This is a genomic window from Loigolactobacillus bifermentans DSM 20003 (assembly GCF_001434575.1).
GTDB lineage: Bacteria > Bacillota > Bacilli > Lactobacillales > Lactobacillaceae > Loigolactobacillus > Loigolactobacillus bifermentans.
This window is the reverse complement of record NZ_AZDA01000003.1, coordinates 45187-66039: the sequence shown is the minus strand read 5'-3', so window position 1 is coordinate 66039 and position 20853 is coordinate 45187. Positions and strand designations below refer to the sequence as shown.

Below are 20853 nucleotides of genomic sequence, written 5' to 3'. Positions count from 1 at the left end.
AAGATTGAATTTGCTGAAAAAGCGCAAAAAGCCGTTGACAAGTACTGTGCTAGCCGACCACGCGACGAGTGTTTTAGAGGCTTGTTTAGAGGCGAGGCAGTGTCAAGCGTAGTCTTGTGCTTAACGTTTCCGGACTGCAACTATGCCCTTGTGACGCATGGCCCACTTGGTACTCAGCAATATGAGGTGATTAAATACAGCGATTCAGACGATTTAGTTGTCCGAGTATTTAGGCCAAGACTTACGCAAAAATTCAAGGAGGACGAGCTAAATGGCTAAATTCTACGACATTATCACGCGAGAAGCCGAGATGTTCGATGGCTCACCAGAAATGTGTGAGAAGTACGGGATTATGCGATTAGAGTCAAAAATCAGCAACCATTACACCCGAATCGTTTATGCGTGTGATGGTTGGCAACCAGCAATCGGTGATTATCTTGAGAAAAACAGCGTAGCTGTTAGCGCCATTCCGCTCAGATTGCGTGATAACGAGTTGCCAGTTGTGCCAAGTTGTGTTGATCGGTATATCAGAGACCATAAGGCTCAAAACTGGACACTGGAAGACGCATTAACTGACGCCGAGGACATGAATATGCCAGATATGGACCGTCAAACGTTTAAATGGTTTTATCAGCAAGGACTAGATAAGTTTGCGATTGCCTGGCTGATCGGGTACAGCGTAGCTGACAATGATGACGAGTGTTTTGCGTAGGGAGGGTTAAGAATGACGAGATTACAACAGCTGAGAGTGAATAGAGGCCTAACACTAGTTGAATTGTCGGAAAGAACGGGTATAGCACAATCCACACTGGGCCACTATGAACGCCAAATACGTAATCCAAAAATCGAAAATTGGAAAGTACTGGCCAACTTTTTTGGAGTGTCGGTGAGCTATTTACAGGGAAACAAAAACGGTAAGGAATGTCCATATTGTCATGGCGGCCGCAATGCTATGCCAATAGTCCAAAATCGGACTTCTTTTCTAGGTTTTGACGTAAAGGGAATGATTGCCTTTGGAAATGATGGCACATTTGATATTGATCCAGAGTACCCACGATTTAAATTCTGCCCAATGTGCGGCAGAAAATTAGGAACGGAGGAAACGAAATGACAACGGAAGAAAAAAATACAGTTTTGCAAACAACGCTATTGTTCCTGCTGATGCCAGTAATGGTCGTTATTAGTAGCCTGACGCTAGCATATGGCTGGAACACTTATTTACCGACAATTTGGAGTGCAGCGCCTAGCATGAATTGGGCGCAGGCATTCGGGATAACGATCACACTAAGAATGCTATTGCCTAACGGTTACTACGAGGAAGAGCCGGACATGACAACTAGATTTTTCAATATGATCGGCAAACCGCTGGTATTGCTACTGGCGCTGTGGTTAGGCCATTTTTGGTTATAGGAGGCTGCCAAATGAGTGATAGACCAGACATAACTAAGCGACTAAGTGACCTAGTCGTCAAGCGGTTGGTATCTCAAGGCGAATACTGGAGCCGAGAAGTAGTTTTTGACCAGCTGACGGATGACGAGCGGCGAATTGATTTTGTGGGATTTAAACCTGGTCAAACTAGCATAAATACCACGGCCGCCACGGTCGAGTTAGGCGAGTTTAGCTGCTATGAGGTTAAATCTTGCATGGGTGATTTTAAATCAGGCCACGGGTTGAGCTTTTATGGTGATCGCAACTATCTGGTAACGACGCAAGAATTTGCTGGGGAACTACATCAAAAGATTATGTTGCCAAATGTCGACGCGGTATTGTGCCCTGATAAAAACTGGACGAGGTTATATCAAAAGTTTACCCCAGGCCCTACTCGCAATCGGACTAAGCCGGCGTCTGAAATGTTATGGAATATTGTATTAGCTCATGGTCACCGAAATGGCTATAAGGAAGGTGAGTAACATTAACCAAGCAGATTTTAATAAAATCGCTATTGCCTTGGTCGTCAAATACCTTGATGAGCACCCAGAATACAGGCAATGGCTACTTGATCATGGCTCAGAGTTAGAACCACAGATTGTTGAATCGAGTGATGACGATAGTAGTAATTGGGCATGGCTCGTTGTAATGCCTGATCCAAGGTATTTCGCGGTTAACTACATCAGCGAAAGGCACCTGACCGCGCTGACGGGGCCGGATTTGAAAACGAGGTACTACACGGCAGATGAAATTGTCTATCTCTAGGTGGTATCTACGCCGCTGGCACTCAACGCTGAAACAGTACGTCTACCTCTATGACGACGGCAAATGTCTAGTCGAGTACAGTGACGAGACTTAGAACGGCGTTTACGGCGGCGAAATTGGTGAATATGGACACATCAAAATATGAAAAGGTGAGACTAATGAATTTTGGACAAGCAATTGAAAAATTAAAAGCAGGAAAACCAGTAGCACGTATGGGCTGGAACGGGAAAGACCAGTACGTCTACATGATCACAGGCAAGGAGCTATCAAAAGGGCTGAAATACGGCTACGGTGAGTACGAAGGCGAACCGCGGTTTACGGACGTTTTAGCCATCAAAACCACAGCAAATCAAATTCAAACGGGTTGGTTGGCTAGTCAGTCTGACATGCTAGCTACGGATTGGTTTGAGGTGGATCAGTCGGAAAAAAAGTACAACGTGGTGGCTATCGAAGAAATTCCAGAAAGAGTTGAAGCTCAATTTTGGTTCCGTCTTGACCACGGTAAATTAGGTACATGGTCAAAGATGGGCAATACCGATAAAGGACAGCAGTGGACTGATGCTCAAATCAAAGACTATGGTCTGGAAGGCTTCGAAAAAATTGAGGTGAAACCGCGTGCTGACTAAGCCTAAAGAATACGCGCTGTATAAGGGCGAACCCTTCGTAAGTGTTGGCACACTGCGTCAGATTTCGAAGGACACGGGCCTCAAGATTAGCAGTCTCCAATCGTATGGTACGCCATCACATAGAAGATCGCATAAGAACGGCATGCAATTAATTGAACTGGAAGATGAGGTGCATGTTGAATGAGTAGATGGCTAGTTTTTATCGACGGCGCCGCGTTTTGTTTCTTTGCAATTCTAACGTGGGCCATGTGGATTGGTAACGTGTCACTAAACGGCGTGGAAATGGTCGGAAAAATCAGACTGGCAATGACCATAATTTTTGTTTTGGCAATGATCAAGGCGTTCTGGTCAACAAGTGTAGGGGGATAAAAATGAAATTTGAAGAGGTGTTTAAGCTCTTAAAAGAGCAAAGTGATCGTGGTGCAGATACATGGTACGGGCCACAGCTTGATAAGTTTACACGAACACGTGGTCATCTTGAACATGGCAGCGTTGAAATGGTTTTACATCAACTTCAAAAAGAATATGCGCCCGAGGAGCTGGAGAAATGACGCCAATCCTAGACATGACAGCTGGCTCTCGAATGATGTGGTGGGATAAAGACAACCCGCTAGCAACGTTTGTAGACAAGCGGTCAGAAACTTTTGAATTGAAGGACTCCAGCTCATCTGGCGGGGTACGGACAGTGTCCATTAAGCCAGATATTGTTGCTGACTGGACTGTAAGATTGCCGTTTGACGATAACTCGTTTTACTTGGTTATCTTTGATCCACCTCACTTGATTGACGCTGGGCCAAATAGTTGGCTGCGTAAAAATATGGTGTCTTAGATAAAAACAGCTATCAAGCTGACATCAAAAAGGGATTCGAAGAGGCAATGCGGGTGCTGCGACCGTTTGGGACACTTGTTTTTAAATGGTCTGACGATCAGGTCAAATTGAAAGATGCGCTGGCAAAGGTGGATTCGACATTTAAGCCGTTGTTTGGCAGTAAACGTAACAAGACGCATTGGCTGATTTACATGAAAACGGAGGATTAATTGAATGAAAAAGAAGCTTATCGCAGGGGTAGCCCTGCTTTTCATGGCTATTGGATTAAGTAGTTGCTCGGAAGAAAAATCTGGTACTGATATGAGCCACGAAACTACCGCTAAAATCAGTAATGATAGCTCAAAAGTGATGACTGAGGCACCAAGCTTAAAGAAATTGACCTCTCAGCATAAAGTTACGGTCAATGGCGTGTCATTTAATTTAGACGCTACCTATGGGATTCCCCAATCACGGCTTGATAATTGGTATTTTACCCAACCAACGTCGGTCAGTATTGGTAGCAAAACTAGCGATTTACCGGCAAATTTAGACGTTCATGTGACTGAAATTTATTCAGATGTCACCATGATTTCAAAATACGCAAGATATAACGGCGTTCGGCAAGATAGTGCTGATCTAAAATACAGTGAATTACCAGACGGTGGTGTTGCCATTGATAATAGCAACAATTTTTCGGTTCCATTTCAAGTTGAGGGCATCAATGAAAACGAAACCTCGTTTTATGTGATTAACGGTTATGGTAGCAGTGACACTGATCGTATTAGCGAAGGCGATTTAAGAGAATACGCTCAAGGCGGAGCGTTAAAGACTGTTTGGACGTTGCTGGTCCATGATAAAAAAACTGATAAGACATACGCCAAAACGGTACAGGACAGCATTGGATTACCGTATGTCACTAAGAGCAAGGAGGACTGATTATGAGTAATCTAGTTGATCACGCCAAACGAGAATTAGAGCTGTTACTTGGTGGTAAAGATGATGAGATGCAGAAGAAGGTTAATGAGGACATTTTGCAACTCGTAGAAGTTTTTGCCAAACAAGGGCACAGCGGCATGAGCGCTGAATACACGATCAGTATTTTAACTAGACTGCTTAAATTCAGACCAATTAAGCCGTTAACGGGCGAACCGGATGAATGGGGAACGGAAGTTAGCGAGAATCAAAATAAACGCTATACGGCCCTATTTAAGCAATCTGATGGAATGGTAGTTGATGTTAACTCGCTAGCGTGGACAGATGATGATGGTAAGACGTGGTTTCGTCGAGGTGGGACTAATAAATTTCCGAAGGTTGAGTTTCCGTATACACCACCAACGCACCCAACGCGGCGTATTTATCTGAGTTCAGACGGTAAAAAGATTCTTCGAATCGTAGATGGGGGTACGAGATGAAATCAGCTATTGAGTTTATCTGGAACATGCCAGGCTGGTACATTATCTTGCCGGTCGGCATCATCATAGTAGTAATGATCATTATCTTTGCGGTAGCTGCTATCAAGTATCACCGTTTTGCTAAGCAGGTTGATAAAGATATGGCGGCCGATCGCCAAGCCATGCGGGACAGTCACCAGCGATTTGTGCGAATGCGAGGTTGGTTTGATGACAAAGCCTAATTGGGACAAAATCAACGCCAAAATGCGACGTAAGAACCAGCTGTTATCAGAATTAGAACGTGCGGCAGGTGAAGCACGCTACGGGCCTAATGGCATCCGTGGTGAGGCTCACGCATATGAGGTTTACCGCGAGATAATCGGCGTTTGTGCCGCAATCAATCAAGAAAAGGGCGTGGGAAGATGAAAATCTATGTTGTCGTACATACCTCTAATGTTGGTGTACAAATGCAAGAGGAAGTGATTGCTGTAACTAATCAGCATAATAAGGCGCTTATTTTTGCCAAACGCTTCCGTAATGCCTGGAATGCGGCGATTGAGCACGAATGCCCCGACTATGACGAAGTTGTTATTAAAACTTATATTAGAGACGAATACCGGGTGATTGGATTTAACAAGGAATACGGTGTTGAGGTTGATTATTCGGACGAGGATTATGGGGAAAATATTGAGCATGTTTATCGGCTATATCCCGATGTGCCAAGAAATAAACAAAGATTGGAGCCGGTGAAATGAGCGTATTTAAGATAGGCGACAAGGTTGAGGCCTGGATTGATGATAGATGGAATAGCGGGAAAATCACAGATTTTGATGAAACAGCAAAAGCATATTATTTCGAGGCTGATGATTGTGGATATATTAGGTGGATTGGCTTACGTGATCTTAGGAAAGTGGAATTTGGCAGTCTTGAACAAGTGAATCACCCTGACCGTTACAACCACGGCAAAATTGAGGTAATCGACATAATCGAATCCACAGTAGTCGGTTACAAAGACCCGTTTATCGGTTTTAACCTGGGTAACGTGGTCAAGTATGTGGCCAGGGCGCCGTTTAAAGGCAAGCTCATTCAAGATTTGAAAAAGGCTCGCTGGTACTTAGACCGGGCAATCAAGCAAATTGAAGCCAAAGAAGAGATCAAGTCTATGGGCGACAAGGCGGACGAAGCTGCCAAAAAGGTGTGATTATGGTTGATCGAGTGCCGAATTTAGACGAGATGTTTGACTATATTCTCAATCGCACAGCAAACGGCAAATCGAGACTGTTTGCACCGTGTCGGGATATTTTGGGCAATCCGTTTTACACAAATAATACGCGTTGGGTATTACTACAACAAATTTTGGCAGATAGTGAGGTGAGCTATGGATCCGTTAGAAGTTATCATAAATTCGGCTAAAGTGGCTGGGGCTGTGACGGCCGTAGTTTTGGACATGGCAATCATTGCTGTCGGGCTAAAAATCATAATCACGCTGTTTAAGTGGGTATTTTAGGCAACAAAAAGAGCCAGCACGTAAGCGCCGGCCCTAGCGGCCCAAAGAGCCACTCCATAATTAATTGACACCTAATTATAACATAAGGAGTTGGCGGCATTGGGCGAGTTATTTCCAATCAACGAAACAGAAACGAAGGCAAAGGCGCAAGAAATATTGTCAAAATATCGTACTGAGCGTGGTTACGCACACATGCCGATTAATCCAAGAGTCACGTCCTCATGGAGTACGGAAACGGCATCAACGGTTGAACGTGACCCTTACGCCTTAGAACGGGTCCAGCGCAAAGAATCTGGGCAAGAATACACCGATTATATTGATCAGGCCATTGAGGCATTGCCATTGCAAGAACACCAGTGGATTTTAAAAGCACGCTATTGTGACGGGAGCGACTCAAGGCACCCTGATATGGACGCAATTGAACGTCTCAACGGTCTAAATCCAATGAATTATTCGATTTCTCCAGCCAAGTATTTTGTTATCCGTGACGAAGCGCTGGTAGCAATCGCTTATTATCTTGGTTGTGTCGTAAAATAGAGTGAATTTGGAGCGTTATCATAACGTTTCTGGATTATTGTTAGACAGATAACGTTGTATATTGGTATCGTGCTAAATGACATAGGTTTCCTTTCTCTTTTCGGTGCAGTTTACAGGTTAAAGACCTGACACCTGGGGTCGAGTTCCCGGGGGCTGCGTTGTTGCGACTAACCATGCAACGAAGACATTACCTCCATAGTGTTTTGGCGTCCAGTGATGGGCGTTTTTTTATTGCAATCAATTAAATGGTGATATAGATGATACATAACAAATTTGGCTACGTGAGCCGGACTGAGAGCGACGCATTAGGCCATCTCGAAAAGTGGCTTACAAAAGAAAAGGCCAAGAAGAAGCGATTGAAAGAACGGGAGATGCGGAAAGATGGACGAAAAAGAAATTCTCAAAAAAACTGAGATGGATCTAAAGGGATTAGTACTTAATGACGAGAACAAGCAAATTATTGAGTACAACGCAGAAATCTATCTACGTGTTTACAATTATGTTTTGGCACAAACAGACAATCAAGAAATGGCCAGAATAGCAGCGAGTGACTGTTTAAGGGTGTCGTTGACGCTTGACTAAAACGAAAAAAGCCAAGCGTTAAACGCCCAGCTTTTGCTTTAAAGCCTCAGTCAAAGTTGCCGAGAAGTTAATACCGCTCTCATTGCCCATATCATTCAGGTATTTAGGGATAGTGAGCGTCTTTTTGATACTTTTATTTTCTTCACGTTCTCGAGCGATTTTTGTATCGACTTCGATTGGTACTAGTAGCTCACTTTTTTTGATGGTGATGGCGTTTTGGCTAGAAGGGTCTGGGAGCGTCTCTTTAAAGTCTTCGGCAGTTAAAAGGTAGCCTTCTAGTGCGTCATGGGCCATGTGTAAAGCGTCAGATAGGTCCTCACCAAAAGTTGCGGCGTTGGGTGCTAGATCGGGAAAGACGACTTCATATTGATTATCTTTGTTACGTGTGAAGACGGCAAAATATAAGTATTTCATGTGGAACCTCCTTTTCCATACAGAAACAAGGCTCTTATTTGAGCCCTGCTTGCTTCCAGATATTGTTCAACGTTCCGACTGGAATGTCTTTCCGGGGGTGCGGTACGGTGACGATTCCGGGCTTATTATCGTTTTTGAAGTGATAATGGTCGCCCTTAACTCTGACCTTGTACCAACCGTCCTTTTTCAATATCTTTAAGACTTCACGTGAGTCCATATACGTACCTCCTTGGTACACTATTATAATAACACGTATAATAACACGTGTCAAACTATTTTATATCAATTTCGGAGGTGTGGTGAGTATGTGATGGGTAAAGGTAAATATGCCAAGTGGTTGACCAAAGAAGGACTGATTAAGCTTGGCGGATGGGCTAGAGATGGTCTTACAGACGACCAAATTGCTCACAACATGGGAATCAGCCGCTCAACGTTAAGTGACTGGAAAAGCCGCTTTCCGGACATATCGGACGCCCTTATAAAAGAAAAAGAGGTTGCTGACTATCAGGTCGAAAATGCTCTTTTTAAGCGAGCCACTGGCATGACGATTGTTGAGAAGACTTTTACACTCGTCAGCGTGCCGGATGACGCGTTAGAGCTACGTCGCCGCAAGTTTATGAATACGTATAAACTGGATCACCCTGAATCCTCATTGCAAGAGGTCCAGGACGCCGCCGTTGAGGCAGTACCGGCAATGGAAAAGGTTCAGACCGCTGAATACCACAAACAACTGCCGCCTGATGTTGGCGCAATGCAATTCTGGTTGCGTAATCGGCAGTCGCTCAAGTATCGTGATCAGTCATTTGCTGAGCTTAATAAGGCACAAGCCGAGAAGGCGAAGAAAGATGCTGAAAAGGCTGGTTATGAGGCCAAGATTGCCAAAGCTAAGGCTGAAATGCTGGATAACACCGAAACTACCGAGGACAAGCTTGCCCTGTTGATGAATACGATTAAGACAGAAGTCATTAAGGAGCCGGAAAAAGATGGCGATAACTGATTTATATACAGCTAAACAAATTCAGGTATGGCACGCGGCTCTGACGCAAGACTGGCGTTTCTTGATCAATCATGGTGCTAAGCGTTCTGGAAAAACTGTCGTTGATAACGATATTTTTCTAGCCGAATTGATGCGAGTTCGAAAGTTGGCTGATCGTGATGGAACTGTTACGCCAATGTATATTCTGGCCGGCGTTTCCAGCAAAACAATTCAAAATAACATTCTACAAGAGCTGAGTAACAAATATGCCTTTGACTTTCGTTTTGATAAGCACAACTCATTTATGCTGTTTGGCGTCAAGATTGTACAGACTTTCCATGGCTCGATTGCTGGCTTAGGCGCTATCCGTGGTATGACGTCTTATGGTGCTTATATCAACGAGGCAAGCCTTGCTAACGAAGAGGTTTTTGAAGAAATTAAGGACCGCTGTTCTGCAACAGGTGCACGGATTATATGTGATACTAACCCTGACAATCCACAACATTATCTAAAGAAGAATTACATTGACAACAAAAAGCCTAATGCTCGGATTTTGTCGTTTCACTTTACGCTGAACGATAATACGTTCTTAGACCCCGATTATATGGCTGCTCAAAAGGTCGGAACGCCTAGCGGGATGTTTTACGATCGCTCAATCTTGGGATTGTGGGTCAGCGGTGAGGGTGCTGTCTATCGCGATTTCGACCAGCGTACAATGGTGATTCCACGCTCGAAAGTGCCGTCGTTGTCCAGCTACTATGTAGGCGTCGATTGGGGCTATGAGCATAAGGGGTCAATCGTTGTTTTTGGCCAGGACGACTTCGGCAATGTTTATCTAGTTGAGGAGCACACCAGCCAGTACAAAGAAATTGACTACTGGGTCGAGGTAGCCAAAAAGATTAGAGCAAAATACGGCAATGTGATCTATTGGGCTGACTCCGCTCGGCCGGAACACGTTGCAAGATTTCAAAACGAGGGTCTCGACTGCCGAAACGCAAATAAAGCCGTATTATCCGGCATTGAAGAAGTGGCTAAGCTGATGAAGCAAGGCCATTTTTTTGTGGTCGGAGATGTGACCGAAGAAAAAGATAGCCACTTTTTAGATGAGATTTATGAATATGTTTGGGATGAGAAGTCTGGCGAACCAGTTAAGAAGAATGATGATGTGGTGGACGCTGTCCGCTATGCCATCTACTCACAATTGCACAAACCAGTCGAATTCAGTTCATTCAAATTATAGAGAGGAGGCCAAGCATGGTTTTAGAGGTTAATGCGCCACTACTAGACGACCGATTTATTGAATACGCGCGAATTTCCAACAATGGCACGTTTTTTTACCCAGCTGAACTGGAGATTTCAACCGGCGATTTGCTAAATCTGGTCGATTATCACCGTGACCATTATAGGAAAGAGTACAGCAAGGCTTATCGCTACTTTACTGGCGATCACACGAAACTGAAAAAGATACCGGCAAAAGAGAGCTATAAGCCCGATAACCGTTTGATTGTCAATTTCCCGAAAAAGGCAGTTACCACGTTTAACGGATTTTTTATCGGTAATCCGGTCAAGATTGACCACAAGGACAAGGCTACAGATGACGTCATTGAGGCGTGGTGTAACGCCAACAGCTTCGATGACGTCAGTGCCGAAGTTGCTAAGCAGGCGTCCATGTATGGTCGTTCTTATTTTTTTGTTTACCAGGATGAAGATGGGCACCCGTGCGTGACGCCACTTAGCCCACTCAACACCTTTCTAATCTACGACGACACAGTAGGCGAACACGTCAAATATGGTGTTACTTACCGCTACAACTATGAGCATAAGCTCGAAATCACGCTGTATAGCGACAAGTACCAGCGGACATTGATTGATGCAACGACTGCTGCCTACCTGGACCAGTCAACTGTGATTGCAAATCCTTACCCGATTGTCCCGATTATCGAAGCACCGGAAAACGAGGAGCGCATGGCTTTGTGTGAGGACATCATGAGCCTGATTGATGCCCTGGACAAGGCCATGAGCGAGAAGGCTAACGATGTGGATTACTTTGCTGACGCCTACCTCAAATTGATTGGTGCGCACATGAATCCAAAAGACATCAAGACTATGCGGGATGACCGTGTGATTAATGCTACTGGCGAGGGTGTTGGTGCTGTCGATATTGGTTTCTTAGCTAAACCTGACGCTGACGCGACGCAAGAACACTTAGTTGACCGCCTGGTTGACTATATTTACCAAATTGCCAGTGTGACCAACCTCAATGATGACCAGTTCGCCGGCAATCCTAGCGGTGTTTCGCTCAAACTGAAATTCCAGGCAATGGCCAACATGGCCCAGTCCAAGTCGTTGAAGTTCAAAAAAGCGCTACGTCAAGTGTTTGAGTGTGTATTTGCCATTTCAACCGGCGTGAGTGACACGGCTTGGCAAGAATTGCAGTTCAAATTCACTCAATCAGTGCCGGAAAACTTGACCGAAGACGCACAGATCGTCAATCAGCTTTACGGCAAGATTTCAAATCACACGCTTTTCAAGCTACTACCGTTTATTGATGATCCTGACGCCGAATTAGAGCTGATTAAAAAAGAGCAGCAGGAAAACCAAAACGCTACTGCCGGACTTATCCAGCAGGCGTTAGCCGCACAGACTGACCAACAGAAAGCAGGTGTGACTAATGCCGACGATAACGGTGGAACAGGAGCAAAAGCGGATAAATCAACTGATAAAGTTGGACGACAAATCGAGCAAGCAAAGTGATCAGTACTATGACGAGGCGCTAGCTTATATCAGCAATCACTTAACTGAGTTTTTTGCGCATTATGCTGTTGCTAACAATCTGACACTGACACAGGTTAATCAACGAGTTTCAAAGTGGGATTTAGCCCAGTGGCAGGTCTGCATTGATGAACTGGAAACGGATGATTGGCTGCCTGAGGCCAAGAAAAAGGCTAAGGCAATCGGCATTATCGCCGGTATCAGCGTCCAGTCTATGATGACCGCAATTGTTGGGATGGCCGTCATTAATATGGTCAATAAGCGTATTAATTTGATTAGTGATCGAGCTACTATTGACCGCAAGGACGAAATGGACCGCATGGGCAAGTTGATTGGTAACAAAGGCATTGATGCTAAAAAGGCTGATAAGGCAATTATCAAGGCTGCTAGCAAAGAAAAGGCCAAAGAACCAGATAATCAGCCTAAAAACAGCTCTAATTCGTCGAATAAACCACAACAAACCGGTGATGGCAATTCTGATGAGGAAAAGCCTAAACCGGCTAAAAAGACGTCTGAGGAACCAAAAGAGGTAGACCGACCAACTGTCAGCAACAGGCTTTGGATTGACGGCGACCAGATGATGAATGATCTCGAAAATATGCTGCTGGATATGCTGAAAGGCAACATGAGTCTAGAGGATTTACGCGACTCACTACGTGAACACGTCAACCCAGACCAATTTGACCCGTCCAAGAGCATGGCTGACCGCCTCAGACAGCAAAATTACATTATTGACCGCTTGATCCGATCAGAATCAGCTCGGATGAAAGACAGAACCAACGATTATTACTACAAGAAAAATGGTATTAAGTACGTTAATTTTGTCTGTGAGCCTAACGCTTGCAAGAAGTGCTTGTCGATTTCAGCCGGTGGCCCTTATTTACTTGATGAAGCGCCTAAGATTACTGACGACACGCATCCTAATTGTCGTTGTGGCAAAGTGCCGGCAATGGATATAAATGATTATCTATCTGTTGATATTAACAGTGGGAAAGTTTCAGATTTGGTCAGCAATAGCCCTGTTGAAAATGTAAAAGGATTGACTAAACATGATATTGATTCATATATTGAAATGCTAAATAAGCCGCTCTCTGAGGCTAATAAATATCCATTTAATGATAATTATCGGCAAAATATGATTGATTTTGCCAAAAAGCACGGCTATGACAGGTCACCTGCCAAAATGACACGGGATGAGTTTGATAGAATACCAAACGAAGCTAAAATTTATCGTGGCACCAATAGAGATGAGCAATTAATAAATGGTGAATTAGAGTATTCAATTCAAGGAAGTTCCCTTAATGGGCGGGGAATTTATTTCTCGGATAGTTTGTCAGACGTTCAAAATAAATATTTGGATGGTGATAATCGACTGGTGAATGCAGCTTTACGTTCTGATACCGTGCTAGTCGATAAAACTGATTTCCAAAAGGCTGTAATGGACAGAGTGCACGATTTTTATCCTGAACTATTTATGAATCCTGCAAACGGAACATTATTGTTTGATGCTGTGGCTATTGGATCTGGTGTTGACGGATGGTATAATTCTAAGGGAAATAAGGTTGTTATTGTTAACAGAGGAAAGTTGGTGATTGCAAGATGAAGTTCAGCGAATTAGATTATGATTATCGTGAGATATTATTTTCAAAAGCTCATAGAGAAATCGAAGAGAAATATGGAATGGAATCTGCAATTGCTAAGAAGTTTGTTGATAATTTTAATAGTCATTTTAATTATGAATTAAGCGAGTTTCAAATTAGATATTATGAATACGATCCACAAATTCGTGATATTTTTGATCATCAAAAAGAAGAATTAGAAAAAAGATTCAATGTTTCGTTTGACTGGGATAAATATTAGGGCGCTTAGCTAACAGTTGAGTGCTTTTTGTTTGGAAAAATTTAATAGCGTCTGCCAATCCTGGTGGGCACTATTTTTTTATGCACTTTTTTAGATTTGACCAGGCGTGGAGGTCGTTAAAAGCTACGGACGTGCAGGCATGGACTCACTTTAAAAGCTATGGAAAGGATGTATGACACATGGAAAACAAGCTTAATTTTGCAACGCAGACACCACTTAAGAAGCCGTTTTTGCCTATGCGACTCCAGTTTTTTGCTGAACCAACTGATCCACCAGAAGGTGGCACTGATCCGGTAGACCCGCCGAAAGATGATGACAAAACTGACCCGCCTGAACCAGCTAAAAAGTACACAGACGCCGAGGTTGATAAAATCATCAATCAAAAACGTGCTCGGTGGGAAGCAGAAGCTGAACACGAGCGAACCGAAGCTGAGAAACTGCGGAAAATGAATGACGACCAAAAGAGTCAATACGAGCTTGAAAAAGCCCAACAGGCCGCCGAATCAGCTCAAAACGAATTGGCTAAATTCCAGATGCAGGGCACAGCTCGGCAAATGCTGGAAGAAGCCAAGGTAGCAGCTACCGCGGCAGACATTGAACTGATTACAGCTTCTGATGCCGAGACGACCAAAGTCAACGTTGCAAAGTTGATTGATTTCGCAGCTCGTGTTCGTAAAAGTGTTGAGGCCGAATTGCTTCAAGGCAATCCGCCCCATAAAGATGGCAATCGCGTTGATGCCGGTGGCGGTTCATTTGGCGCTCGGTTGGCGCAGTCTACGTTGGAAGATAAGCGACCTAATCCGTATTTCAAGAAATAGGAGGAATTAAAGAATGGCAAAAATCGAAACATTTGGCGCAACCAAGCAAGTCTTAGGGTTTGTCGCTAACAAAGTGGCTCTAGGTGTCGTTTTAAGCGACGAAGGCGTTGATGCTGACGCTCTTGGTCGCAAAGTGATTCCAGCTGGTACCCCAGTTGGCGGAGACGCATCCACGCTGGCCGATGAACAAGCCGTTTTAAAGGTCGTAGCTGACGGCACGGCACAAGGCGTGCTCGAACATGAAGTTGATGTGACTGCCGGACAAGGCAATGGCACATTGATCATTAACGGCTACATCAACGAAAACCGCTTGCCTGAAAACGTCACTATCACTGACGAAACCAAGACGGCATTAGCTGGCCGCGTTGTGTTCTTCAAACGTAACGCCTAGAGAAAAGGAGTGAGAGCAAAATATGAATCCAGAAGTAATTAGTATGTTTGCAGACTTGACCAGCGCTAATATCGCTAGTTATTGGACAACATTACAACAGAAAGAAGCACCTTATCTTGGTGAAACGTTATTTCCAAACGTCAAGCAAGACAGTGATGTCATTACCTTCTATCGTGGTTTGACTCGTGCACCTAAGGCGCTAAATCCATCAGCTTTGGACGCTCAAGCGATTGTTCGTGATCGGCAAGGCTTTAACAAAATCACCACTCAAACTAATTTCTACAAAGAAAGTAAATATTTGGACGAAAACTTACGCCGGGAATTAAGTCGGTTAGCTAGTTCTGCCGATCAAACACGCCGCGATATTATTATCCGGCGTATTTTTGACGACACAGGCGAACTGATGCGTGGTGCGGCATTAGGTCGTGAAATTCAGCGTATGCAGGTATTGCTCACTGGTAAGTATGAGATTAAGGGCAATGGCCAAGTATTCTCGGATGATTACTATATGCAAGCTAGCCACCTAGCTCAAGCTGTTGGTAAATGGGGCGAAACTGGCTCAAGCCCTACTGATGATATTAAGGCCGCAAAAGATTTAATTGGCACAGAACAGGGTGTCACATTGACTCGCATGCTGGTCAATGAAAAGACGTTCAACGCACTATTACGCGATGAAGAAATCAAGGCGACCTTATTCACCACTAACATCAACACGCAAGCTATGGCACTGCCTAAATCTGCACTATTGAGCTACTTATCTGATCAATTTGGTCTGGAAGTTGTTGTTTACGAAAAGGGCTATGTTGATGTAACTGGCAAGTTCAATTACTTCATTCCAGACGGCAAGGTTGTGTTCATGCCTGGCGTGGCGTTAGGCAATACTGTCTTCTCACCAACACCAGAAGAGACAGACTTAGCCTTGAGCAAGGTTGCAGACGTATCGTTCGCCGATACAGGTGTGGCAATTACCACAACACCGCATTCCGACCCAGTTACCAAGGAAACCAAGGTGTCTCAACAATATTCTGTATCTTATGAACAGATTGATTCTGTATACATCTTGGACGCTTTCAACCCAAAAGCGTAACGCCACCTAACAACGGTGGCGGCTCAAATAGTTCGGCCGTGCCAGAATCCGGTGCGGCTAGCTCGGCTGCTGATTCTAACTCAGGAGCACCGGCTGATTCTGGAGCTGAAAGCTCTGCGGCGCCTGCGTCTAGTCAAGAACCAGCACAAACCGGTGATGAAGCTGGCGGCGACGACCCAACTAGCGCAGAAGGTGCGGCATCTACGTTTGACCCAGCTGGTGATGTTAAGCCAACTGATGCCAACACGGTGGCTGACATTACTGCATGGCTGGACGCTCATAGCATTGACCATACGGGTAAGACCGTTAAGGCTGATTTGTTAGCGTTAGTACCAGCGGATTAAGGAGGGATAGCTAAATGGCAACAGATTTAACAGTGCCGACTAATGTGGTCGGTGTAATCAACGTAGATGGCGGTGTCAAACTGTCATGGGATGCAGCAACCAACGCTAAGGCTTACGTTGTCCATTATGGTGATGCCAATGTTAGCGACCCTAAAAAGGCCATTTACATGGGCTACACCGAGACAACGGCTTGGACGTTAGCAGCTGCTGACGTGCCAAAGCACACAGACGCCGACGGCCTCTATTTCTACGTGCAGGCATATGGTCAGACTGGGACAGGAGCTGATGACATTGCCAAGGCTCAATCGCTCAATGCTGATACCACGGTTAAAGGTACCGCCTGGAGCGCGGCAGTGGTATTGGATAAGCTGGTAACCCCAACTAAATCCAACTCTATCGCTCAAATTACCTCCTGGCTGGACGCAAAAGGGATTGATCACGCAGGTGCAACGACTGTTGATGATTTACTCGCCTTAACAGTCCCAGTCGTCCATGTGACTGGCGTAACGCTTGACCAAACAGACGTGCACACGACTGCTGGTTCGACAATTAAATTTACTCAAACAGTGACACCTGCTGATGCTAAGGATACAAGCGGTACCTGGTCAGTATCAGATACCAGCTTGGCAATTGTTGAAGACGGTGCTGTAACCGTAGCTATTGGCGCAACTGGCGGCTTTGACGTGCAATTTACGACCACAGACGGCGATATCACAGCGACAGCTCACGTCACAATTGACGAGCCAGAACCACAACAGCCTGAAAAGTACGTTGTTCAGCCTGGCGACGATATTGCCAAGGTGGCAACTGCCCACGGTGTGTCCGTTGGCTGGTTACGCTACGTCAACAATATTTCTGGCTTTACACTCAAGCCAGGTCGGACAATCACATTCGACATTGAGGTGTCCTAGGGGGTGGCTCTGATGGACGATACAGCTTTAGCGGCTATGGTCGCCCGTGTCCGCCGGAACGCGCCACAACTGACTGCTGACGAGGTGCCAGATGATGACGTCAAGGCCTACGCTGAAGACGCCTTTATCCAGGCAACCGCTGACGGATTCAAGGATGGCGTTTTAACGATCGCTACTGGATGGCTGGCTACGCATTTCGCTGCAATGGCATTTAATAAAAATGACAACGTCTCGAAACAGAAAGCCGACGTTTTGGAGCAGGATTTCTTTGATCGTGGCGGCTCAGATGACTACTTGGCCGAGTACTTACGGCTCAAAGATGATTTGGGTGACGGCGCCACTACCATCAAATTTTATTAGGGGATGATCATGTGGAAATTGGCTTTGAGACCTCAATCGAGGGCAATATCGACTTTGACGGCATGATCAGCCGCCTGAAAGAGATTGACGGTAAAAAGGTAACCGCTGGATTGTTCGGCGGCTTTGCGCAAAAGAAAGCCATGTGGCAAGAGTATGGGACGTCTCGAGGAATTCCGTCACGTCCTTTTTTACGCAATACGTTATACCAAAAATCGGCTTCGTGGTCGGCTTTTGTTGGGCCCAAAATTGTTGCTCTACTAGAGGGTGGCGGTGCTAATTTCATGCCTGAATTAGGCAAGAAAATGGTTGATGATATTCATGCCACGATTGATGGCGGTGGATTCGCGCCATTGGCACCAGCAACGATTCAGCGTAAAGGCAGTTCTAAACCGTTGGTTGATACTGGCGGTATGTACGGTGCTGTTTCTTTCAGGGAGGAGTAAATCATGGCATTTTATCTTGATTTAACCTCATTACTCGCTACTTTTGCCGTTGATGTGACAGTTTACCCACCAGAGCCAAAAGAACCAGGTAAATGGGTGGACGGTGCTTGGCAAGAGCCGGTGCAGGCTGAACCTGTACACCTGAAAGAGCCAGTTGTACCTAACTCGCGAGTGGGTTTGTACTCGCTTAACGCGTTGATTCGAGAGACTGGTGTGGAAATCCGGTACGAACTTGTTTGGATCTCGAAAGGCGATTATCCGATTGACACAGTAGTTGAGCACCGTGGTAAACGGTACTTAGTCCGGTACGTCAAGGACTTGAAAAACTACTCAAACGTGTCTATCTACTATCTCGAGGCAGAGGAGAATCAGCAGAATGGCGAGCTATGACTGGAGCATGCTTTACAAAACGTTTAGTGACCTGGTGACCCAGTACATGGGACTGACCCAGATTGAACTAAACAGCAACGGTAGCCCACCACCGGCGCCGTATATTGCATTTGATGTGATCAGTCCAAATATCCCGATCAACGAGTATGAAAATGATGAGTCTAACGCTTTCGAAGCGGCAGTGTCGTTTACGGTATATGCCAAATCGAAAGTCGAGGCCTTGAATTTGGCCCAGAAGTGGCGTGACATGCTGAACACTCAGCACGTGCTAATCGCCCTGCAAGCCGCCGACGTGGTGGTGGTCGAAAGAATGGCTACGAATATTCGTTACATTCAAGAAACGGCGTCTGTGGCAGCTATGGTGGGCTTTGACGTGATGCTACGGTTACACAGTCCGTTTGCTGATGAGGATATGGATACGATCACGAAAGTTGATTTTATAAGTAAAGGAGCGAATTGATAAATGGATGATGTTTTGAGCGACGTTAATGTTGTGCTCAACGTATTACAGCCAGCGGTGCCGATTAATCTTGGTGTCCTGGCTATTTTTGTGCACGGCACTGAAATGTCTAAGAAGTCCTATACAGCCTTGGAAGATGTTCAGTCTGGTGAAGATAGCGAACAGATCCAGGCTATTGCGACAGGCTATTTTGCACAAACGGGGCACTCTAAGCAGTTGCTAGTCATTGACTACGTTGACATGCAAGAGGCCTTAGATGCTTACTACACTGATGCGTGGGAATTTGCAACAGTCGTTGACGCAGTTGAAGACTCAAATGACCAATTGACCTTAGCAAACTACATTGAGGCTAAATCAGAGCGTTTTGCAATCTTTGGCTTACCCGCAACGGCTGAAACAGTCAACGCTGCTGCAACGACGACGCAAACTTATTTCGGCAACGATCGGACTATCTTGTTCGCTTATGGTGCCGACGATAAGGAAGCTGCCACTGGTATCGGGTCTCTGATCGGTGCCTTGGGTAACCAAACTGTTGGGTCAGTCACTTGGAAATTTAAGACGTTAGTTGGCTTAAAGCCATGTGATTTGAGCGTTGCACAAGTCGGCACGTTGCATAAGAATCACATTTTCACTTACGTGACCAAGGCGGGCATTGATCAAACGACCGAAGGCTTTACCGTTTCAGGTGAGTTTATTGACGCCTTGCACGGGGATGATTGGGTCAAGGCTAGCATTGAGACTGATTTGCAAAAGCTATTAACGAATACGGCTAAATTAGGCTACGACGTTAACGGTATTGCGCAAATCGACGCGACTATCACCAACGTTTTAATGCAAGCAACTACCAATGGCATCATTTTAGATGACGGCTCTGGCAAAGGCACTTACACAGTGACCACACAGTCGCGAGAAGAAGTGTCTGCTGATGATATTGCGACTCGTCATTACGGTGGTGCCTCATTCGCTTATACACGAGCAGGCGCTATTCATTCAATTACTGTGCACGGCACGGTTTCAATGTAAAGGAGGCCAACGATAGATGGCATCAACAGATGATCTTAAATTATATGACGCTAAAAGCGTCCACATCTCACTCGACGGGCGAGTGCTAACTCGATTCCAAACCGGTGACATGATCTCAATCCAGCAAAAAGAAGCCAATATTACAACCGAAGTTGACGCACAGGGCGAAGCTAGCGTTGCAATCAACAACAATAAGTTGGCAGACGCGACAATCAACATGTCTGGTAACTCATCAGATATTGCTTTTCTTAATGATCTGGCGAACAGCCACAAATGTGTGCCGTTCGTATGTGATTCCGACCTGGAAAAAATCACTGCGGCTCAAGCGTTTGTCAGCAAGCCAGCGCCAGTGGCATTTGGCAAAGATACGCCTAAGCGTGCTTACACAATTGAGCTGTTAAGCATGATCACAGAAGTTAAATAGCACGGATTTTCGGAGGGAGTGAGGGTTCAAATCCCTTGCTCCCTCTTTTTCTGTTTATGGACAAAAATTACACTTACAAAAAATAGGAGGGTCTAACATGACCGAATTAAATACACCAGAAACTCAAGCAGCACAAGTAGCAGCTACACCAGAACCACAAGCCGCACCAGTTTTGCAATCAGCTCAAGCGTTGGAACCTGTCGCAACAACTCAAACGCCAACACCAGAAACACCAGCTGGGAACCCTGCACCTGTCCCGGTCAAGCTGGAATTACTCAGAAAACACGACAGTTTCGTGTACACCGACAAGAACGGCTACGAATGGCCTTATGAAGTGCAATTTCCAGGGATGCGTGAATTATACGACATGATTGATGACGCTGGTCGGAGCACGTCAAAACTATATGATGCCTACTTGAAATACGTTGTTGTTTCGCCTGCTGGGTTAACAATTGACTCATTTAACGACCGTCCTGGGCTGGCTCAGGTTATGGACAAAGTTGACACGTTTCTTGTCAAAGCACAGGGAATCTAAA

The 20853-nt window shown here is 45.2% G+C and carries 34 protein-coding genes and 1 pseudogene; 33 read left to right on the top strand and 2 right to left on the bottom strand.

Annotated features, from left to right (window positions below):
• Positions 1 to 271: 271 nt before the first annotated feature.
• From FC07_RS00970 to FC07_RS00880, 16 genes and pseudogenes are all read left to right on the top strand, one after another.
• A complete protein-coding gene (locus tag FC07_RS00970; protein WP_057903264.1) occupies positions 272 to 712 on the top strand; it encodes a DUF1642 domain-containing protein in 441 nt (146 codons plus the stop codon).
• A gap of 12 nt (positions 713 to 724) precedes the next feature.
• On the top strand, positions 725 to 1111 hold the full coding sequence (locus FC07_RS00965; RefSeq protein WP_057903263.1) for a helix-turn-helix domain-containing protein: 387 nt from the start codon (positions 725 to 727) through the stop codon (positions 1109 to 1111).
• A complete protein-coding gene (locus FC07_RS00960; protein WP_057903262.1) occupies positions 1108 to 1410 on the top strand; it encodes a hypothetical protein in 303 nt (100 codons plus the stop codon). Before FC07_RS00965 ends, FC07_RS00960 begins: the two co-directional genes overlap by 4 nt.
• Positions 1411 to 1421: 11 nt before the next feature.
• Positions 1422 to 1910 carry a hypothetical protein gene (locus tag FC07_RS00955; protein WP_057903261.1) on the top strand — a complete coding sequence of 163 codons (489 nt, stop codon included), beginning with the start codon at positions 1422 to 1424 and terminating at the stop codon, positions 1908 to 1910.
• The gene (locus FC07_RS00950; RefSeq protein ID WP_057903260.1) at positions 1903 to 2193 is read left to right on the top strand and encodes a hypothetical protein; all 291 of its coding nucleotides are present in this window, start codon (positions 1903 to 1905) and stop codon (positions 2191 to 2193) included. The genes FC07_RS00955 and FC07_RS00950 overlap by 8 nt, the downstream gene beginning before the upstream one ends.
• A gap of 158 nt (positions 2194 to 2351) precedes the next feature.
• Positions 2352 to 2819 (top strand): DUF2829 domain-containing protein, encoded by a 468-nt coding sequence (locus tag FC07_RS15500; protein WP_083483149.1) that lies wholly within the window; start codon positions 2352 to 2354, stop codon positions 2817 to 2819.
• 371 nt (positions 2820 to 3190) lie between these two features.
• Positions 3191 to 3370, top strand: coding sequence for a hypothetical protein (locus FC07_RS00930; protein WP_057903257.1), 180 nt, complete (start codon positions 3191 to 3193; stop codon positions 3368 to 3370).
• A pseudogene (locus FC07_RS15495) lies at positions 3367 to 3857 on the top strand (SAM-dependent methyltransferase). Before FC07_RS00930 ends, FC07_RS15495 begins: the two are co-directional and overlap by 4 nt.
• A 4-nt stretch (positions 3858 to 3861) precedes the next feature.
• Positions 3862 to 4563: a hypothetical protein gene (locus tag FC07_RS00915; RefSeq protein ID WP_057903254.1), complete on the top strand. Its 702-nt coding sequence runs from the start codon at positions 3862 to 3864 to the stop codon at positions 4561 to 4563.
• Positions 4564 to 4565: 2 nt separating this feature from the next.
• Positions 4566 to 5039 carry a hypothetical protein gene (locus FC07_RS00910; RefSeq protein ID WP_057903253.1) on the top strand — a complete coding sequence of 158 codons (474 nt, stop codon included), beginning with the start codon at positions 4566 to 4568 and terminating at the stop codon, positions 5037 to 5039.
• Positions 5036 to 5260 carry a hypothetical protein gene (locus tag FC07_RS00905; protein WP_057903252.1) on the top strand — a complete coding sequence of 75 codons (225 nt, stop codon included), beginning with the start codon at positions 5036 to 5038 and terminating at the stop codon, positions 5258 to 5260. The genes FC07_RS00910 and FC07_RS00905 overlap by 4 nt, the downstream gene beginning before the upstream one ends.
• On the top strand, positions 5247 to 5444 hold the full coding sequence (locus FC07_RS00900; RefSeq protein WP_057903251.1) for a hypothetical protein: 198 nt from the start codon (positions 5247 to 5249) through the stop codon (positions 5442 to 5444). The genes FC07_RS00905 and FC07_RS00900 overlap by 14 nt, the downstream gene beginning before the upstream one ends.
• Positions 5441 to 5773 (top strand): hypothetical protein, encoded by a 333-nt coding sequence (locus FC07_RS00895; protein ID WP_057903250.1) that lies wholly within the window; start codon positions 5441 to 5443, stop codon positions 5771 to 5773. The genes FC07_RS00900 and FC07_RS00895 overlap by 4 nt, the downstream gene beginning before the upstream one ends.
• Complete coding sequence (locus FC07_RS15490; RefSeq protein WP_083483148.1) at positions 5770 to 6219, top strand: DUF3310 domain-containing protein; 450 nt, start codon at positions 5770 to 5772, stop codon at positions 6217 to 6219. The genes FC07_RS00895 and FC07_RS15490 overlap by 4 nt, the downstream gene beginning before the upstream one ends.
• A gap of 405 nt (positions 6220 to 6624) precedes the next feature.
• Positions 6625 to 7062 (top strand): ArpU family phage packaging/lysis transcriptional regulator, encoded by a 438-nt coding sequence (locus FC07_RS00885; protein WP_057903249.1) that lies wholly within the window; start codon positions 6625 to 6627, stop codon positions 7060 to 7062.
• A 381-nt stretch (positions 7063 to 7443) separates the two neighbouring features.
• Positions 7444 to 7644, top strand: a complete 201-nt coding sequence (locus FC07_RS00880; RefSeq protein WP_057903248.1) for a hypothetical protein — start codon at positions 7444 to 7446, stop codon at positions 7642 to 7644.
• Between the two features lie 18 nt (positions 7645 to 7662).
• Here FC07_RS00880 and FC07_RS00875 read toward each other — a convergent pair whose 3' ends face one another.
• Both FC07_RS00875 and FC07_RS00870 read right to left on the bottom strand, forming a co-directional pair.
• Positions 7663 to 8058 (bottom strand): type II toxin-antitoxin system HicB family antitoxin, encoded by a 396-nt coding sequence (locus FC07_RS00875; RefSeq protein ID WP_057903247.1) that lies wholly within the window; start codon positions 8056 to 8058, stop codon positions 7663 to 7665.
• A gap of 34 nt (positions 8059 to 8092) precedes the next feature.
• Positions 8093 to 8275 carry a type II toxin-antitoxin system HicA family toxin gene (locus FC07_RS00870; RefSeq protein WP_057903246.1) on the bottom strand — a complete coding sequence of 61 codons (183 nt, stop codon included), beginning with the start codon at positions 8273 to 8275 and terminating at the stop codon, positions 8093 to 8095.
• A gap of 93 nt (positions 8276 to 8368) precedes the next feature.
• Here FC07_RS00870 and FC07_RS00865 point away from each other — a divergent pair, with 93 nt between their 5' ends.
• The 17 genes from FC07_RS00865 (at position 8369) to FC07_RS00785 (ending at position 20852) form a co-directional block, all read left to right on the top strand.
• Positions 8369 to 9055: a helix-turn-helix domain-containing protein gene (locus FC07_RS00865; RefSeq protein WP_057903245.1), complete on the top strand. Its 687-nt coding sequence runs from the start codon at positions 8369 to 8371 to the stop codon at positions 9053 to 9055.
• The gene (locus tag FC07_RS00860; protein WP_057903244.1) at positions 9042 to 10274 is read left to right on the top strand and encodes a PBSX family phage terminase large subunit; all 1233 of its coding nucleotides are present in this window, start codon (positions 9042 to 9044) and stop codon (positions 10272 to 10274) included. The genes FC07_RS00865 and FC07_RS00860 overlap by 14 nt, the downstream gene beginning before the upstream one ends.
• 14 nt (positions 10275 to 10288) lie before the next feature.
• Positions 10289 to 11788, top strand: a complete 1500-nt coding sequence (locus tag FC07_RS00855) for a phage portal protein (RefSeq protein WP_057903243.1) — start codon at positions 10289 to 10291, stop codon at positions 11786 to 11788.
• A complete protein-coding gene (locus FC07_RS00850) occupies positions 11706 to 13409 on the top strand; it encodes a structural protein (RefSeq protein ID WP_057903242.1) in 1704 nt (567 codons plus the stop codon). Before FC07_RS00855 ends, FC07_RS00850 begins: the two co-directional genes overlap by 83 nt.
• The gene (locus FC07_RS00845) at positions 13406 to 13666 is read left to right on the top strand and encodes a hypothetical protein (protein ID WP_057903241.1); all 261 of its coding nucleotides are present in this window, start codon (positions 13406 to 13408) and stop codon (positions 13664 to 13666) included. Before FC07_RS00850 ends, FC07_RS00845 begins: the two co-directional genes overlap by 4 nt.
• 179 nt (positions 13667 to 13845) lie before the next feature.
• On the top strand, positions 13846 to 14484 hold the full coding sequence (locus tag FC07_RS00840) for a DUF4355 domain-containing protein (RefSeq protein ID WP_057903240.1): 639 nt from the start codon (positions 13846 to 13848) through the stop codon (positions 14482 to 14484).
• 13 nt (positions 14485 to 14497) lie between these two features.
• Positions 14498 to 14875 (top strand): hypothetical protein, encoded by a 378-nt coding sequence (locus FC07_RS00835; RefSeq protein WP_057903239.1) that lies wholly within the window; start codon positions 14498 to 14500, stop codon positions 14873 to 14875.
• 22 nt (positions 14876 to 14897) lie between these two features.
• Positions 14898 to 15962, top strand: coding sequence for a major capsid protein (locus FC07_RS00830; RefSeq protein ID WP_057903238.1), 1065 nt, complete (start codon positions 14898 to 14900; stop codon positions 15960 to 15962).
• A 38-nt stretch (positions 15963 to 16000) separates the two neighbouring features.
• Positions 16001 to 16306 carry a hypothetical protein gene (locus FC07_RS00825; RefSeq protein WP_057903237.1) on the top strand — a complete coding sequence of 102 codons (306 nt, stop codon included), beginning with the start codon at positions 16001 to 16003 and terminating at the stop codon, positions 16304 to 16306.
• 14 nt (positions 16307 to 16320) lie between these two features.
• Positions 16321 to 17217: an Ig-like domain-containing protein gene (locus FC07_RS16335; protein ID WP_083483147.1), complete on the top strand. Its 897-nt coding sequence runs from the start codon at positions 16321 to 16323 to the stop codon at positions 17215 to 17217.
• Positions 17218 to 17229: 12 nt separating this feature from the next.
• The gene (locus FC07_RS00815) at positions 17230 to 17577 is read left to right on the top strand and encodes a DUF4054 domain-containing protein (RefSeq protein ID WP_057903236.1); all 348 of its coding nucleotides are present in this window, start codon (positions 17230 to 17232) and stop codon (positions 17575 to 17577) included.
• 11 nt (positions 17578 to 17588) lie between these two features.
• Positions 17589 to 18020 carry a hypothetical protein gene (locus tag FC07_RS00810; RefSeq protein WP_057903235.1) on the top strand — a complete coding sequence of 144 codons (432 nt, stop codon included), beginning with the start codon at positions 17589 to 17591 and terminating at the stop codon, positions 18018 to 18020.
• 3 nt (positions 18021 to 18023) lie between these two features.
• Positions 18024 to 18410: a hypothetical protein gene (locus FC07_RS00805; RefSeq protein ID WP_083483146.1), complete on the top strand. Its 387-nt coding sequence runs from the start codon at positions 18024 to 18026 to the stop codon at positions 18408 to 18410.
• Positions 18397 to 18870 (top strand): phage neck terminator protein, encoded by a 474-nt coding sequence (locus tag FC07_RS00800; RefSeq protein WP_057903234.1) that lies wholly within the window; start codon positions 18397 to 18399, stop codon positions 18868 to 18870. Before FC07_RS00805 ends, FC07_RS00800 begins: the two co-directional genes overlap by 14 nt.
• 3 nt (positions 18871 to 18873) lie before the next feature.
• On the top strand, positions 18874 to 19893 hold the full coding sequence (locus FC07_RS00795) for a DUF3383 family protein (protein WP_057903233.1): 1020 nt from the start codon (positions 18874 to 18876) through the stop codon (positions 19891 to 19893).
• 16 nt (positions 19894 to 19909) lie between these two features.
• Positions 19910 to 20317, top strand: coding sequence for a phage structural protein (locus FC07_RS00790; protein ID WP_057903232.1), 408 nt, complete (start codon positions 19910 to 19912; stop codon positions 20315 to 20317).
• Positions 20318 to 20414: 97 nt separating this feature from the next.
• A complete protein-coding gene (locus FC07_RS00785) occupies positions 20415 to 20852 on the top strand; it encodes a hypothetical protein (protein WP_057903231.1) in 438 nt (145 codons plus the stop codon).
• Position 20853 lies beyond the last annotated feature (1 nt).